The 14,546-nt window shown below is 72.6% G+C and carries 12 protein-coding genes; 11 read left to right on the top strand and 1 reads right to left on the bottom strand.

The window, feature by feature from the left end:
• Positions 1-40: 40 nt before the first annotated feature.
• The 5 genes from ACFFIC_RS11215 (at position 41) to ACFFIC_RS11195 (ending at position 6,113) form a co-directional block, all read left to right on the top strand.
• Positions 41-1,051, top strand: coding sequence for an ABC transporter permease (locus ACFFIC_RS11215; protein WP_377050251.1), 1,011 nt, complete (start codon positions 41-43; stop codon positions 1,049-1,051).
• The gene (locus tag ACFFIC_RS11210) at positions 1,048-1,932 is read left to right on the top strand and encodes an ABC transporter permease (protein WP_377050250.1); all 885 of its coding nucleotides are present in this window, start codon (positions 1,048-1,050) and stop codon (positions 1,930-1,932) included. Before ACFFIC_RS11215 ends, ACFFIC_RS11210 begins: the two co-directional genes overlap by 4 nt.
• Positions 1,932-3,986 (top strand): dipeptide ABC transporter ATP-binding protein, encoded by a 2,055-nt coding sequence (locus tag ACFFIC_RS11205; protein WP_377050249.1) that lies wholly within the window; start codon positions 1,932-1,934, stop codon positions 3,984-3,986. Before ACFFIC_RS11210 ends, ACFFIC_RS11205 begins: the two co-directional genes overlap by 1 nt.
• Positions 3,987-4,116: 130 nt before the next feature.
• Positions 4,117-5,670: an acyl CoA:acetate/3-ketoacid CoA transferase gene (locus ACFFIC_RS11200; protein WP_377050248.1), complete on the top strand. Its 1,554-nt coding sequence runs from the start codon at positions 4,117-4,119 to the stop codon at positions 5,668-5,670.
• Positions 5,667-6,113: a MaoC family dehydratase gene (locus ACFFIC_RS11195; RefSeq protein WP_377050247.1), complete on the top strand. Its 447-nt coding sequence runs from the start codon at positions 5,667-5,669 to the stop codon at positions 6,111-6,113. Before ACFFIC_RS11200 ends, ACFFIC_RS11195 begins: the two co-directional genes overlap by 4 nt.
• Before the next feature lie 435 nt (positions 6,114-6,548).
• On the opposite strand, the gene yghU is transcribed toward ACFFIC_RS11195, so the two are convergent.
• Complete coding sequence (gene yghU / locus ACFFIC_RS11190) at positions 6,549-7,424, bottom strand: glutathione-dependent disulfide-bond oxidoreductase (protein ID WP_377050246.1); 876 nt, start codon at positions 7,422-7,424, stop codon at positions 6,549-6,551.
• 416 nt (positions 7,425-7,840) lie between these two features.
• Here yghU and ACFFIC_RS11185 point away from each other — a divergent pair, with 416 nt between their 5' ends.
• Genes ACFFIC_RS11185 through ACFFIC_RS11160 form a run of 6 tightly spaced genes read left to right on the top strand, consistent with a single transcriptional unit; the run spans position 7,841 to position 14,534 of the window.
• Positions 7,841-8,473, top strand: coding sequence for a cytochrome c3 family protein (locus ACFFIC_RS11185; protein ID WP_377050245.1), 633 nt, complete (start codon positions 7,841-7,843; stop codon positions 8,471-8,473).
• Complete coding sequence (locus tag ACFFIC_RS11180) at positions 8,470-11,274, top strand: 4Fe-4S dicluster domain-containing protein (RefSeq protein WP_377050244.1); 2,805 nt, start codon at positions 8,470-8,472, stop codon at positions 11,272-11,274. Before ACFFIC_RS11185 ends, ACFFIC_RS11180 begins: the two co-directional genes overlap by 4 nt.
• Positions 11,271-12,593, top strand: a complete 1,323-nt coding sequence (gene nrfD, locus ACFFIC_RS11175; RefSeq protein WP_377050243.1) for an NrfD/PsrC family molybdoenzyme membrane anchor subunit — start codon at positions 11,271-11,273, stop codon at positions 12,591-12,593. The genes ACFFIC_RS11180 and nrfD overlap by 4 nt, the downstream gene beginning before the upstream one ends.
• Complete coding sequence (locus ACFFIC_RS11170) at positions 12,590-13,129, top strand: DUF3341 domain-containing protein (RefSeq protein ID WP_377050242.1); 540 nt, start codon at positions 12,590-12,592, stop codon at positions 13,127-13,129. Before nrfD ends, ACFFIC_RS11170 begins: the two co-directional genes overlap by 4 nt.
• Positions 13,126-13,614 carry a c-type cytochrome gene (locus ACFFIC_RS11165; RefSeq protein ID WP_377050241.1) on the top strand — a complete coding sequence of 163 codons (489 nt, stop codon included), beginning with the start codon at positions 13,126-13,128 and terminating at the stop codon, positions 13,612-13,614. Before ACFFIC_RS11170 ends, ACFFIC_RS11165 begins: the two co-directional genes overlap by 4 nt.
• A complete protein-coding gene (locus ACFFIC_RS11160) occupies positions 13,611-14,534 on the top strand; it encodes a hypothetical protein (RefSeq protein ID WP_377050240.1) in 924 nt (307 codons plus the stop codon). The genes ACFFIC_RS11165 and ACFFIC_RS11160 overlap by 4 nt, the downstream gene beginning before the upstream one ends.
• Positions 14,535-14,546 lie beyond the last annotated feature (12 nt).

Below are 14,546 nucleotides of genomic sequence, written 5' to 3'. Positions count from 1 at the left end.
AGCAGGCGCAGAGTGAGCGCAACAAGGAGGATCTGTCCGCGTGCCGCGATACATCGCGACGCGACTGCTTGCGGCGGCCGCGATGGCCCTGCTGGCGAGCCTGGTCGTGTTCCTCATCTCCGCGCTGGTTCCCGGCGATCCCGTGCTGGCGCAGCTCGGCGATATCCTGGCCAGCAACCCCGCGACGGTGGCCGAGTGGCGGGCCAAATGGGGTCTCGACCTGCCCCTGTGGGAGCGCTACGGCCTCTTCCTGAACGGGCTGGTGCATGGCGACCTCGGCATCTCCATCGCCACGCGGCGGCCGGTGCTGGAGGACATCGCCCAGTACGCGCCGGCCACGGTGGAGCTGGCGACGGTCTCCTTCCTGCTCACGCTGATCGTCGGCATCCCGCTCGGCATCGCGGCGGCCGTCTGGCGGGACAGCTGGGTGGATTCGCTGGCCCGCGCGGTGTCGCTGCTGGGTGTCTCGGCGCCGACCTTCTGGCTCGCCTTCATCATGCTGGCCATCTTCTATGGCGGGCTGGAATGGGCGCCCGGACCGGGCCGGATGGACCCCATCGCCTTCCCGCCCGAAGGCCCCACCGGCTTGTTCCTGGTGGACACGCTGCTCGCGCGGGACTGGGAGAGCTTCTGGGACAGCGCGGCCCATCTGGTCCTGCCCTCGATCGTGCTGGCCGCCGCGACCATCGGGCTGATCACCCGGACGACGCGTGCGGCGATGCTGGACAGCCTGGGGCAGGACTATGTGCGGGTGTCGCGCGCAAAGGGTCTGAAGGAGCGGGCGATCGTGCTGCGCCACGCCCTGCCCAACGCGCTGGTGCCCGTGGTGACGCTGGGCGGACTGGCCTTCGCCAACCTGCTGGCCGGCGCCGTGATGACGGAAACGGTCTTCGCCTGGCCGGGCCTCGGCCGCTACACCTTCCGCTCGGCGGCGGCGCTGGATTTTCCGGCCATCATGGGAATCACCCTGGTCGTTTCCGCGACATACCTGCTGGTGAACCTTCTGGTGGACCTGTCCTACGCGGCGCTCGACCCGAGGGTGCGGCGTTGAGCACGGGCACCGTTCCGCCTCTTGCCCTGCCTGCGGACATGCCCGTGCCGCGGCCGCGCTGGCGCCGCCGGTTGCGCCGCTACGGGCCGGCATGGCTGGGCGGGGGCGTTGTGCTGCTCTGGGTGCTGGTCGCGCTGCTGGCACCCTGGATCTCGCCCTATCCGCCGGATGCGCAGGACGTGGTGAACCGGCTGCAGCCGCCGGGCGCGGCGCACTGGCTCGGCACGGACGTGCTGGGACGGGACGTCTTCTCGCGGCTGCTGCACGGCGCGCGGCTGTCGCTGCTGGCGGGCTTCACCGTCGTGCTGCTGGGCGCCGCCATCGGCACCACGGTCGGGATCGTCGCGGCCTGGGCCCGCGGCATCTGGGACGAAGCCCTGATGCGCCTGACCGACCTGGTGCTCTGCTTCCCTCCCATCATTCTCGCTTTGGCCATTGCCGCGGCCCTGGGCATCGGCACGCAGAACACCATCCTGGCGATGCTGGTGGTGTGGTGGCCGAAGTTCGCGCGGCTCGGGCGTGCTCTGGCCCTGGTGCAGCGCGGGCAGGAATACGTGGAGGCCGCGACGGTTCTGGGGCTGAAGCCCAGACGCATCCTGGCCCGGCACATCCTGCCGAACACGCTGGGGCCGCTGGCGGTGCTGGTGACGCTCGATCTCGGCAACGCCATCCTCACCTTCGCCGGCCTGTCCTTCCTGGGCCTCGGCGTCGTGCCGCCCACGCCGGAATGGGGATCGATGGTCGCCGAAGGGCGCGAACTGGTGGAGCAGTGGTGGATCGCCGCCTTTCCCGGCTTTGCCATCCTCACCGTCGTCGTCGGCTTCAACTTCTGTGGCGACGGGCTGCGCGACTGGCTGGATCCCAGGGCGAGGTCGCGGTGATGGACGGTTCCCTGCCGAAGCGGGAGGACAGGGCCGGCACCGCCGCCCCGGTGCTCGAGGTCGAGAACCTCCGCACCGTCTTCCTGACCGATGCCGGAGCGGTGCGCGCGGTGGACGGCGTTTCCTTCGCGGTGGGCCCCGGCGAGACGCTGGGCATCGTCGGCGAGAGCGGATCGGGCAAGAGCGTCACGGCCCTGTCGCTCATGCGGCTGCTGGAGGAGCCGGCGCGCATCATCGGCGGCACGATCCGCTTTCAGGGCCGCGACGTGCTGGCCATGAGCGGCGCCGAGCTGCGGGACTGGCGCGGCGACCGGGCCGCCATGGTGTTCCAGGACCCGATGACCGGCCTGAACCCGGTGATCCGCATCCTGCGGCAGGTGACGGAGCACATGATCTCCCATGGCCGCCAGACGCCCGCCAAGGCGCGGGTGCGGGCCGTGGAGCTGCTGCGCCGCATGGGCGTCGCGGCGCCGGAGCGGGCGGCGGCCTCCTTTCCGCACCAGTTCTCCGGCGGGATGCGGCAGCGCGTGATGCTGGCCATCGGCGTGGCCAACGACCCCGTCCTTCTCATCGCGGACGAGCCGACCACGGCGCTGGACGTGACGATCCAGGCACAGATCCTGGACCTGCTGCAGAACCTGAACGCAGAGTTCGGGACGGCCATCATCCTGATCAGCCACGATCTCGGCGTGATCGGCACCGTCTGCCGCCGCGTCGCGGTGATGTATGCCGGGGAGGTGGTGGAGGAGGCGGAGACGGAGGCCGTGCTGGCCGATCCGCGCCATCCCTACTCCTGGGCGCTGGTGAACGCCGTGCCGCGGCTGGACAGCCCGCCGGGCACCCGGCTGACCAGCATCGAGGGCGCGCCGCCGGACGCGCTGAACCCGCCGCCGGCCTGCCGCTTCCTCGCGCGCTGTCCCTTCGCCGTCTCGCGCTGCGGTCAGGAGCATCCGCCGCTGATGGAGGTGGCGCCCGGCCGCCGCGCGCGTTGCTGGGTCACGGCCGACGGGCGCAGCCTTCCGCCGGCCCCCGTCGCGGCGGAAGCCGCCCGGCGCGAGCTTTCGGAGGACACGCGCCCGCTGCTGGAGGCGGTGGGGCTGGTGAAGCATTTCGCCGGCGCGCGCCGCTCCTTCTTCGGGGGGCGTGCCGTGGTGCACGTGGTGAACGGCGTGGACCTGCGCCTGTCGCGCGGGGAAAGCCTGGGAATCGTCGGCGAGAGCGGCTGCGGCAAGTCCACCCTGGCGCGGCTGGTGACCCGTTTGCACGAACCCACCTCCGGCCGCCTGCATTTCGAGGGGCAGGACATCACCCATGCCTCCCCGGCCGAGATGCGGCCGTTGCGGCCACGGCTGCAGATGGTGTTCCAGGACCCCTATGCCTCGCTGAACCCGCGCATGCGCGTGCGTGACACCCTGGCGGAGCCGCTGATGGCGCATGGGCGTGCCGCCAGCCGCGCGGAAGCGGATCGCCGCGTGCTGGACCTGATGGGCACGGTGGGGCTGAAGCCCGAATGGGCCGAGCGCTTTCCGCATGAGTTTTCCGGGGGGCAGCGGCAGCGCATCTCGATCGCGCGGGCGCTCGCGCTGGACCCGGCGCTCGTGGTGGCGGACGAGCCGGTTTCGGCGCTCGACGTGAACGTGCAGGCACAGGTCCTGAACCTGATGCTCGACCTGCGGCAGCGCCTCGGCCTGTCCTACCTGTTCATCGCGCATGACCTGGCCGTGGTGCGCGCCTTCTGCGACCGGGTGGCCGTGATGTATCTCGGGCGCATCGTGGAGGAGGGACCGGCCATCGCGCTCTTTGCGCGGCCGCTGCATCCCTACACCGTCGCCCTGACCAGCGCGGTGCCGGAGCCCGGGCGGGAGCGGGTGATCCTGGGCGGCGAGCCGCCCTCCACGCTCACGCTCCCCACGGGCTGTGTGTTTCGTGGCCGCTGCCCGATCGCGCAGTCGGTCTGCGAGCAGGTGCCACCCCTGGTGGAGATCGAGGCGGGGCGGCGTGTGGCCTGCCACTTTCCGGGAGCCTTTGCCCGTCCGGGAAGGCAGGGGGCATGAGCCTCGCAAGCCCCTTCGCCTCCGGGCCGTGCCGCCTGGCCCTCGGAGGCAATGCTGCATCGGACAGGAAGGGATGGCAGGTCGTGGAAGCACCTTTCCCGGCCTGTTCCGGTCCTGAGAGCGAACGGACATGAGACAGATCACCGCCACCCAGGCCGCAGCCCTTCTGCGCGATGGGGACACCTTGCTGATCGGCGGCTCGGGCGGCGGGCATGCCGTGCCGGACGCACTGCTGGCGGCGGTGGGGGAGCGCTTCCGCACCACTGGCATGCCGTGCGGCATCACCGCCGTGCACCCGGTTGGACTGGGCGACGGAAGGACGCGCGGTGCCGGCCACCTGGCGCAGAAGGGCCTCCTGAAGCGTGTGGCCTCGGGCACCTTCGTCAACTCGCCAGGCATTGCGCGCCTGGCGCTGGACGAGGAGATCGAGGCCTACACCATGCCGCAGGGTGCCATGTCGCAGCTCATGCGGGAGATGGCGGCCGGGCGGCCGGGCCTGCTGACGAAGATCGGGCTGCACACCTTCGTGGACCCCCGCCTGGGCGGCGCGCGGCAGAGCGCCCGCGCGAAGGAGGATCTGATCGAGGTCGTGCAGTTCCGGGGCGAGGAATTTCTTTTCTACAAGCCGTATCACGTGAACGTCGCCTTTCTGCGCGGCTCCGCGGCGGACGAGGATGGCAACCTTTCGATGGAACACGAGGCCGTTACGCTGGAGATGCTGAGCATGGCGCAGGCCACGCGCCGCATGGGCGGGATCGTGGTTGCCCAAGTCCGGCGCATCGTGCCCGGAGGTTCCCTCCACCCGAAGATGGTGAAGGTTCCGGGTATCCTGGTGGACGCCGTCGTGGTCGATGCGGATCAGTGGCAGACCTATGAGACCCAGGACAGCCCTGCCTATTCCGGCCACCTGCGCGTGGCGCTGGAGGACATTCCCCGCCTGCCGCCTGGGCCCCGCCGCATCGTTGCCCGGCGTGGGGCGCTGGAGCTGTTCGAGGGCGCGATCTGCAACCTCGGCTCCGGCATTTCGACCGGCATCGCCAATGTGGCGGCCGAGGAGGGGGTCCTGCACCGGATCTGCCTGACGAACGAGCAGGGGAACATCGGCGGCGCGCCGGCCAGCGGCAACGAGGCGGGTGCCGCGATAAGCCCCGACGCGCAGGTGGACCAGCCCTATCAGTTCGACTTCTACGATGGCGGCGGCCTCGACCTCGCCTTTCTCTCCTTCGCGGAGTTCGACGCGCAAGGCAACGTGAACGTCTCCCGCTTCGGTGGGCGCATCGTCGGTCCCGGCGGGTTCATCAACATCAGCCAGGGCGCGGGATCGGTGGTGTTCGGCGGCACGCTGACCGCGGGCGGGGTGCCCAAGGCGGTGGAGCGCGTGGAGCAGGTGACCTATTCCGGCCCTTATGCGCGAAGCCGCGGTCAACGGGTCCTTTACGTGACGGAGCGCGCCGTGTTCCAGCTTGGCGAAGCCGGGCCGGAACTGGTGGAGATCGCGCCGGGTGCCGATATCGAAGCGGATGTGATCGCCGCCATGGGTTTTCGCCCGCGCGTTTCGCCGGGATTGCGGCGCATGGACGCAGGGCTTTTCGCCGATGGGCCGATGGGTCTGGCCACCCGCCTGGCCGAACGCCCGCCGCGCCCCGCGCTGAACCGGCTGGCCATGGCGCAGGCCGCGGAATGACGGGCTGCAGGACATGCCTTTCGGTCGGGGAGGTGGCGGAGTACCGCAAGTGCATTTCCCTGGCCGACATCGCGGCCTTCGCCGAGCTGAGCGGCGACCATGATCCGCTGCACGTCGATGCGGATTTTGCCGCTCGCACGAGCTTTGGCGGCATCATCGCGCATGGCGCCCTGGTGATGGGGCTGCTCTCCACCACCGCCTCGATGATCTCCCGCCGTTCCGTGGAACGCGGCAGCCCTGGCACGCCGGTTTCCGCCGGCTATGACCGCGTCCGCTTCATCCGCCCGGTTTTTGCGGGCGACATGCTGATCGCCCGCTACTTGGTGAAAGAGGTGGACGACATGCGTGGCCGATGCCAGGCGGCAGTTGAGGTGATCAACGGCAGGGGCGAGACCTGCTTGGCCGGCACGCACATCATGGCCTGGGTGAAGGCGCCGGGTTAAGCCGGCTGTCACCAGCGCGCGGCCGCGTTTACCCAGGCGTTCCGGCAAAAGGGCGTAGGGCTGCCGGAGAGCACTGGCGGCTTGCGCATGCAGCGGCCGATGGGCCGGAGGGCGCTCCGCCGGTGGTGGCCGGTGCCCGACACGAGCAACCACTCCACGGCCGCAGGGCGCACCCGGCCGGCAGCCCGCCAGGTCGGGCAAGGCTGCGGCGCCATGGCGGCTCGCGCCAGGGGATGGCCCCGGGCAGGGCTGGCCCCACCGTGTACGTGGCGGTGGGCCACGAACCCATCGGGGCGCCCCTGGCTGCCAGACCTGTCTCGGGGGCGGATCTTCCGCGGCCATGAGGCGCCGCCGGGCCGCCTGCATGTCGCCCCCGATCCAGGGGGCGGCCGCACCCGCAGGCTAGGCAGGCGTGAGGATGCGCCTGGATGACGCTCAGCTCTCTCCCGTCATCTTGTCCTGCGTTTTTGTCTCGAAATCGGTGGCGTCGTGGCGCTCGTGCAGCTGGCTCGCGGGGTCGCCGGTGACACGATTGACCATCCGCCCCCGCCGGACCGCCGGCCGCTCGCCGATCATGTCCGCCCAGCGTTGCACATGCCTGTACTCCTGCACGGAAAGGAACTCGGCCGCCTCGTAAAGCCAGCCCTTCACCAGGGCGCCGTACCAGGCCCAGACGGCAATGTCGGCGATCGTGTAATCACCGCCCGCCAGGTACTCGGTCTGCGCGAGACGCTGGTCGAGCACGCTGAGCTGACGCTTCGCCTCCATGGCGAACCGGTCGATCGGGTACTCCATCTTGGTGGGGGCATAGGCGTAGAAATGGCCGAAGCCGCCACCGAGGTAGGGCGCGCTGCCCATCTGCCAGAACAGCCAGGACAGGCATTCGGCCCGCGCTCCCGGCTCGGTCGGCAGGAAAGCGCCGAACTTCTCTGCCAGATGCATCAGGATCGCCCCGGACTCGAAAACCCTGACCGGCTCAGGGCCACTGCGGTCCAGCAGGGCCGGAATCTTGGAGTTGGGGTTAACCTCCACGAAGCCGCTGCCGAACTGGTCGCCCTCGCTGATCCGGATCAGCCAGGCATCGTACTCCGCGCCCGTGTGACCGAGTGCGAGCAGTTCCTCGAGCATGACCGTGACCTTGACCCCATTCGGCGTGGCCAGGGAGTAGAGCTGAAGTGGGTGGCGCCCCACCGGCAGCTCCTTCTCGTGCGTGGATCCTGCGACGGGCCGGTTGATGCTTGCAAAGCGACCGCCGCTGGCCCTGTTCCAGGTCCAGACCTTCGGCGGAGTGTAGTCGGACGAGGTGCTCATGTTCCGGGCTCCGATTGACCTGTGTGCGGCCGAGCATACACGCCAAGCCCGCTGATGCCGCCAGGGGTGGCAATCGCGTGGGGCCTCGAACCGGTGCCGGAGATTTGACGCGTCCGTCCTGGGACTTCGTGAGGCCGGCGAGGGTGGCCACCGTCCTGTCCCCGGCGCCGGACGGGATGGCCGTGTGTGGCAGAAGCGAGCACGTCGTTCAGCGATCCTGAACTCAAGCCTGTGAAGCTATCGGGAAACACGCCGGTCACTTCGGCCCGGGGCAGGCGAGCCGGTGCCGCAAGTGGTTGCGGACCCGGCCGACGCGCGGGCGCCGTGATCCCTCTGCCATCATTCCAAACCAACTGCAGCGCCGGTGGAACCCACCCGCATCGCCCGCGTTGCCGCTCGAATTGGCTCGGGAAACGATGGCCCAGATATTCTCGGCGCGAGCAGACACCCGGCTTCGTCTCGCGGTCATCATCGGCCTGGCGATCGCTGTCCTGGCCGGGGCGGCGGGCTTCGCGCATGTGCGCTCCGGCGCGGCCTGGGCCATTGGGCGCCCGGCGCCGCAACCGATTCCGTTCAGCCACGCCGTGCATGCGGGCGGCCTCGAGCTTGACTGCCGCTTCTGCCACTCGGGGGTGGAGCGCCGGGCGGATGCGGGGATGCCGAGCGCCGGCACCTGCCTCGGATGCCATGACCGCGTCTGGAACGTCACTGCCCAGTTCGTTCCGTTGCGCGCGGCCCTCGCGCGCGGGACCGCGGTGGAATGGGCCTCCGTCAGCCGCCTTCCGGATCATGTGCGCTTCGACCACGCCGCTCACACGGTGGCCGGGGTGGGCTGCGAGAGCTGCCACGGCAAGGTGGAGGAGATGCCGCGCACCGTACGGGCGGAGACGCTTTCGATGGGATTCTGCCTCGATTGCCACCGCGACCCAGGCTCCCGGCAGGTCACGGCGGCCTCGGCGATGCGGCCCCATGGCCTGCAAGCCCGCAGGCACCTGCATTACGGTGTCGAGGTTTCGCCGCTCACCCGCTGCTCCACCTGCCACCGATGAGCGCGCCCACCCTTCCCCGGCACGGCCCGGACCCCTCGCCCGAGCCCGCGCAGCCGGCAGCGCTCCTCGCCGCCCCGCACGGCACCGTCGAGCGGCGCGACGCGCTGAAGCTCATGGGAGCCTCCTTCGCCCTCGCCGCCCTGGGCGGCTGCGACGAGGCACCGGAACACGGCCACCCCCTGCACGCCCCCGCCCGCGCCTCGGACAACGCCGCCTCGGCCGAGTACGCGACGATCCTCGAGCTGGACGGGCTGGCGCGCGGCGTGCTGGTCCGGACCCGCGGCGGCCACGCCGTGAAGGTAGAGGGCAACCCCCGCCACCCCGCCAGCCTCGGCGCGACCGACATCTTCGCCGAGGCCGCCGTGCTCTCTCTGCACGACCCGCACCGCTCCCGCAGCATCCGCCGGGGTGGCCGGCCCGTGCCGCCGGCGGCGCTGGAGGCGGCTCTGGCCAGCCTGCGCAGCGAAGTGACGGCGCGTGCGGGACAAGGACTGCGTATCCTCACCGGTCCCGTTTCCTCCCCCACCCTGGCCTGGGCGATCAGCGAGGTGCTGGCGGAGTTTCCGGGCGCCCGGTGGCACCAGCACGACCCGCTCGCCGACGACGCGGCCCTGGAAGGCGCGATGCGCGCCTTCGGCCAGCCCGTCGCCACCGTGCCGGACATGGCGCGGGCGCGGGCGGTGCTCTGCCTCGGCGCGGATCCGCTGGGCGGCATGGCCGGCCATCTCCGCCATGCCCGGGACTGGGCCTCGGCGCGCGCGGCCGGGCGCCCGCCGCGGCTTATCGTCGCGGAAAGCGCGCCGAGCCTGTCCGGCGCGCGCGCCGACCACCGCATCCCGCTGCACCCGGCCGGGATGGAACCCTTCGCGCGCGCCGTCGCCGCGGCCCTGGGGGCGGCGCCCCCCACGGGCGACGAGACCCACCCCGACGCGCCCGGAGCGGCCTCGGCCCTGCTCGCCGCCGGTCCCGACGCCGTGGTGCTGGCCGGGCGTGGGGCAAGCGCCGCCGTGCACGCGCTGGCCCACGCGATGAACGCCCGGCTCGGCAGCACCGCCTGCCGGCAGCTTCCCCATCCGCTGACGCGCCCCGAGCCCATGGCCGCCTCCCTCGCCGATTTGGCGGCCGGAATGCGGGCGGGGGAGGTGAGCCACCTGCTCATCCTCGGCGCCAACCCGGCCTATGACGCGCCGGCCGCCCTCGGCTTCGAGGCCGCGCTCCGGCGGCTGCCCTTCTCGCTGCATCTCGGCTTCCGGCAGGACGAAACGGCCCGCCTGTGCACCTGGCACGTGCCACTGCCGCACCCGCTGGAGGCCTGGGGCGACTCCCGCGCCTTCGACGGCACCCCCGCCATCCGCCAGCCCGCCACCGCCTCCCTGTCGGACCAGGCGCGGTGCGAGGTCGAGCTTTTGGCGGCGGTGCGCGGCACCCCCGTCACCGCCCGCGCGGCGGTGGAGGCGACGTGGCGCGCGGCCTGGGCCGGCCAGGACTTCGACGCGCGCTGGGCCGGGGCCCTGGAGGGCGGCGTCGCCGGCGAGGCCCCCGCGCCCCTCTCCCTTCCGCTCCGGGAGGATTGGGACCGCCCCTCCCCATCCCCGCCGGCAGGCCTCGCGGCCGTTTTCGCGCCGGACCCGGGAACCCGCGGCGGCGCGGAGGCGCACGAGGCCTGGCTTCAGGAAATGCCACGCCCGCTGACCAAGATCACCTGGGGCAATGCCGCGCTGATGGCCCCCTCCACCCTGGCCGCGCTCGGGCTCCAGCCCGGCGACGAGGTGGAGCTGGAGCTGGACGGGCGCCGCCTCCTTGCCCCCTGCTGGCCGCTGCCGGGCCATGCGCCGGATTGCGTCACCCTGCCGCTGGGCGGCGGCCGGCGCGCGGGCGGGCCGGTGGGGGAGCGGCGGGGCTTCGACGCCTACGCGCTCCGCCCCGCCGACGGTGCCTGGCACGCGCCGGGCCTCGCGCTCCGGCCCACCGGGCGCCGGGCGCCGCCCGTCACCACGGATTCCCATCACCGCGTCGACGCCGCGGAAGCCCTCCGCAGCGTCCCGCCCGGCGGCGCCCTGCCGCAGCCCGGGCGCGATGCCTCGCTGCACCGGGACTGGCCCTATCCCGGCCACGCCTGGGGCATGGCGATCGACCTCGACGCCTGCATCGGCTGCAACGCCTGCGCCGTGGCCTGCCAGGCAGAGAACAACGTGCCCGTGGTCGGCCCGCTCGCCGTCAGCCAGGGGCGGGAGATGCACTGGCTGCGCGTGGACCGCTACCACCACGGCGCCGAGGAGAACCCGGCGGCCAGCTTCCAGCCCGTGCCCTGCATGCATTGCGAGCAGGCCCCCTGCGAGCCCGTCTGCCCCGTCAACGCCACCCTGCACGACCACGAGGGGCTGAACGTGATGGTGCACGCGCGCTGCATCGGCACGCGCACCTGCTCCAACAACTGCCCCTACAAGGTGCGGCGCTTCAACTGGTCCGATCACCGCCGCCTGCTGGACACGCCCGCCCGCAACCCCGAGGTGTCGCTGCGCCCGCGGGGCGTGATGGAGAAGTGCACCTACTGCACGCACCGCATCTCCTCCGCGCGCAGCAACGCGGCGAACGAGGGCCGCGCGCTGCGCGACGGCGAGGTCGAGACCGCCTGCCAGCGCGCCTGCCCGACCCGCGCCATCACCTTCGGCGACATCAACGACCCGGACAGCGCCGTATCGCGCGCCAAGGACAGCGGGCGGCACTACGCCATGCTCGGGCAGCTCGGCACGCGCCCGCGCACGACCTATCTCGCCCGCGTCGCGGAGGACGAGGCGTGAGCGACGCCACCGCGCCCATCGCCGAGGCCGCGCTGCGGCCGGGGGCCTGGAGCTTCCGCCTCTCGGTGCTGCTCTGCGCCATCGGCGTGGTGGTGCTGGCGATCTCGGTCGCGGCGGTGCTGGTGGCCGGGGTCGGCGTGTGGGGCAACAACATCCCGCATGTCTGGGGCTTCGACCTGATCGCCTATGCCTGGTGGATCGGCATCGCCAACGCGGCCAGCCTCTTCGCCGCCATCCTGGTGCTGCGCAAGCACGGGCTGCGGACGGCCGTGAACCGCTTCGCCGAGGCCGCGGCGCTGGCCGCCATCCTCGCCGCCGCCTTCTACCCGATCCTGCACCTGGGCCGCGCCGAGCTGTTCTACTGGACCTTCCCCTACCCCGCCCACACCGGCCTCTGGCCGCAGTTCGGCAGCCCGCTGGTGTGGGATTTCTGGGGCATCATGTCCCACATCATCGTCACCTCCCTGTTCTGGTTCATCGGCCTCATCCCGGACCTCGCGACCATGCGCGACCGCGCGGCGCAGCAGGGGAGGGTGGGGGCGGCGCGCGCCTACGGGCTGTTCGCGCTGGGCTGGCGCGGCTCGGTCGCGCACTGGCACCGCCACCAGGCGGCCTACCGCCTCGTCGCGGCCATGGTGCTGCCGCTGCTGCTCTGGGCGCAGACCGTGGTGGCGCTGGAATTCGCGACCACGCTGGTGCCCGCCTGGCATCAGGCGCGGCTCCCGCTGCACGTGGTGGTCACCGGGCTGCCCTCCGGCCTCGGCGTCGTGCTGGCGCTGGCCGCGGTGCTGCGGCACGCCCTGTCGCTCGAGCGCTTCGTGGACGAGGCCGACATGGATCTCCTCGGCCGCCTTCTCGCCTGCGCGGGGCTGGCCTCCGGCCTCGCCTATGCGCACGAGCTTCTGGTGGGCTTCGTGGAGGAGGACAGCGTCACCAGGGCTGCCCTCGCCGCCCGCGTGCTGGGCGCCGGCGCGCCGGCCTACTGGGGCGCGGTGCTGCTTTCCGCCGCCCTGCCGCAACTCCTCTGGAGCGACCGGCTGCGGCGCAGCACCCTCGCCGTGGTGCCGCTCGGCGTGCTGGCCGCGGCCGGGGTCTGGCTGGACCGCTGGTCCCTGGTGGTGGACGGGCTTCTGCGCGACCACCTCGCCGCCACCGGCCCGGGCTACGCGCCGAGCCCCGCCGAATGGGGGCTGCTGGGCGGCACGGTGTCGCTCTTCGCGCTCGTGCTGCTGCTGTTCGGCCGCCTGGTTCCCGCGGTCTCCATGTTCGAGACGCGGCACGAGGAGAGCGAGGCCGAGGCGGCGGAGGAGGAGCGGTGAACCAACCCCCGCCCTTCGGCCTGATGGCCGAGTTCACCGAGGCGGATGCCATGACCGCCGCCGTCCGCGCCGCCCGCGCCGCCGGCTGGCGCCGCATGGAGGCCTATTCGCCCTTCCCGGTGCCGGAGGCGGCCGAGGCGATGGGCGTGCGGGCCGCGCCGGTCGGCCTGATCGCGATTGGCGCGGCGGCCGTCGGGGCGGCCCTTTCGGCGGGCGCGGCCTGGTACATCTCCGTGCACCTTTACCCCGTCAACGTGGGCGGGCGGCCGCCGAACGCCTGGCCGGCCTTCCTGCCGACCACCTATCTCGTCGCGGTGCTCTGGGCCTGCGCGGCCGCCCTGATCGGCATGCTGGCGCTGAACGGACTTCCCCGGCTGAACCACCCCGCCTTCTTCGCGCGCGGCTTCCACCGGGCGAGCGAGGACCGCTTCTTCCTGTTCCTGTCCGCCGAGGATCCGCTGTTCGACGCAATGGCGAGCGCCCGCTTCCTGCGCGGCCTGGCACCGCTCCGCGTCTCGGAGGTGCGGGCCTCGTGACCCCGTCCAGGGCGCAGCAGGGCCGGGAAGGCCGCAACCTCCCCCGTGCCGCCCGGCGCGCCGGACCGGCCGGCACGCTTTGCGCCGCCCTTCTCCTTCTCGCCGCCTGCGACGGCTGGCCGACGAGTCCCAAGCCCCCGGCGCCGCTGCCCCCGCCGGACGGCGCGGTGGCCCAAGGCACGGCCGGGCGCACCAGGGCGCTGGCCGCGCCGGGCCCGCCGGTGGACGCTTCCCTGCTGGCCGAGGGCGCGTCGCGCTACGCCATCTTCTGCACCCCCTGCCACGGGCCGCGCGGCCTGGGCGACGGCGTCGTGGTCTCGCGCGGGCATCCCCCCGTCGCGCCGCTTCCGGCCGATCCCGCCCGCAGCATGGCGGCCATCGCGGAGAACCGCCTCGGCGCCCACCCGCTGTCGGACCGGCTTGACCCCCGCCAGCGCTGGGCGGTGGCGCGGCACGTGGAGGCGCTGATGCGCGAGGCCCCGTGACGGCGCTGGCGGAGGCCTGGCTGCTCGGCTTCCTGCTCGCCGCCACGCTCGGCGCGGGGGCCCTCGCGGTGTTCTCGGCCGGCATCCTGCTGCAGGAGCGCTGGGTCGAGCCCTTGCGGCCGGTTCTCGGGGCGGCGGCGGGAGCGGCATGGCTGCTGATCCCCTTCGCCCTGCCCCTGCTGCCGGTCCTGGACAGGCTCTATCCCTGGACGGACGGCGCGAAGGCCATCGCGGTGCCGGCGGCGGGCGCCGCGATCCTCGCGCTCTGGGCCCTGCTGGGGCGGCTGCTGGCGCGCCCGGCGCCGACGCGGTGGCGGGCGGGGGCGGCGTTGCTGCTGGTCGCGCTTTCCGCCGCGATCGGCTTCGAGGACTGGGCCCTTTCCCGCGACCCCGGCTGGGTGGGAAGCCTGCACGGCATCGCGCTGATGGTGGGCGGCGCGGCGGCTGTCCTGTCCCTCGCGGTTCTGGGCCGTGGCGAGCCGAAGGACCTGACGGCCCGCACCGGGCTGGAACGGGCGCTGCTCACCCTCGGCATCTTCGCGCTCTGGCTCTGGTTCGTGCAGTTCCTCACGGTCTGGGCTGCCGACCTGCCGGCGGAAGCGGCCTGGTACCTGCGCCGGCAGGAGGGCGGCTGGTTCTGGCTCAAGGCGGCGGTGGCGGTGCCGGCCCTGCTGGGCGCCATCGCCCTGTCCGCCCTGCCGCAGTGGCGCCCCTGGCGGATGCGCCTGGTCTGCGCGCTGCTGGTCGTCCAGCACGCCGCGCTGGTGCTGTGGACGGTGCGCCCGGACGCGCCCCTGGCCCCGGGCGCGGCGCTTGGGCAGCCGAGCGCCGTCGCGGACGTGATCGTGATCGGGCTGCTGGGCATTGTGCTGCTGCTGGCCGGCCGCGCGGCGCGCCGCCGCGCGGAGAATCCTGTATGATCCTCCATGTTT

The organism is Muricoccus vinaceus (genome assembly GCF_042433125.1).
In the GTDB taxonomy this organism is placed as follows: domain Bacteria; phylum Pseudomonadota; class Alphaproteobacteria; order Acetobacterales; family Acetobacteraceae; genus Roseomonas; species Roseomonas vinacea.
The sequence above is the reverse complement of the archived record's forward strand: the minus strand, read 5'-3'. Positions and strand labels throughout refer to the sequence as shown.

Bases quoted from the DNA above. Each gene is read 5' to 3' on its own strand.
- ACFFIC_RS11205 (WP_377050249.1), top strand. From the start codon at position 1,932: ATGGACGGTTCCCTGCCGAAGCGGGAGGACAGGGCCGGCACCGCCGCC.
- ACFFIC_RS11200 (WP_377050248.1), top strand. From the start codon at position 4,117: ATGAGACAGATCACCGCCACCCAGGCCGCAGCCCTTCTGCGCGATGGG.
- ACFFIC_RS11195 (WP_377050247.1), top strand. From the start codon at position 5,667: ATGACGGGCTGCAGGACATGCCTTTCGGTCGGGGAGGTGGCGGAGTAC.
- yghU (WP_377050246.1), bottom strand. From the start codon at position 7,424: ATGAGCACCTCGTCCGACTACACTCCGCCGAAGGTCTGGACCTGGAAC.
- ACFFIC_RS11185 (WP_377050245.1), top strand. From the start codon at position 7,841: ATGGCCCAGATATTCTCGGCGCGAGCAGACACCCGGCTTCGTCTCGCG.
- ACFFIC_RS11180 (WP_377050244.1), top strand. From the start codon at position 8,470: ATGAGCGCGCCCACCCTTCCCCGGCACGGCCCGGACCCCTCGCCCGAG.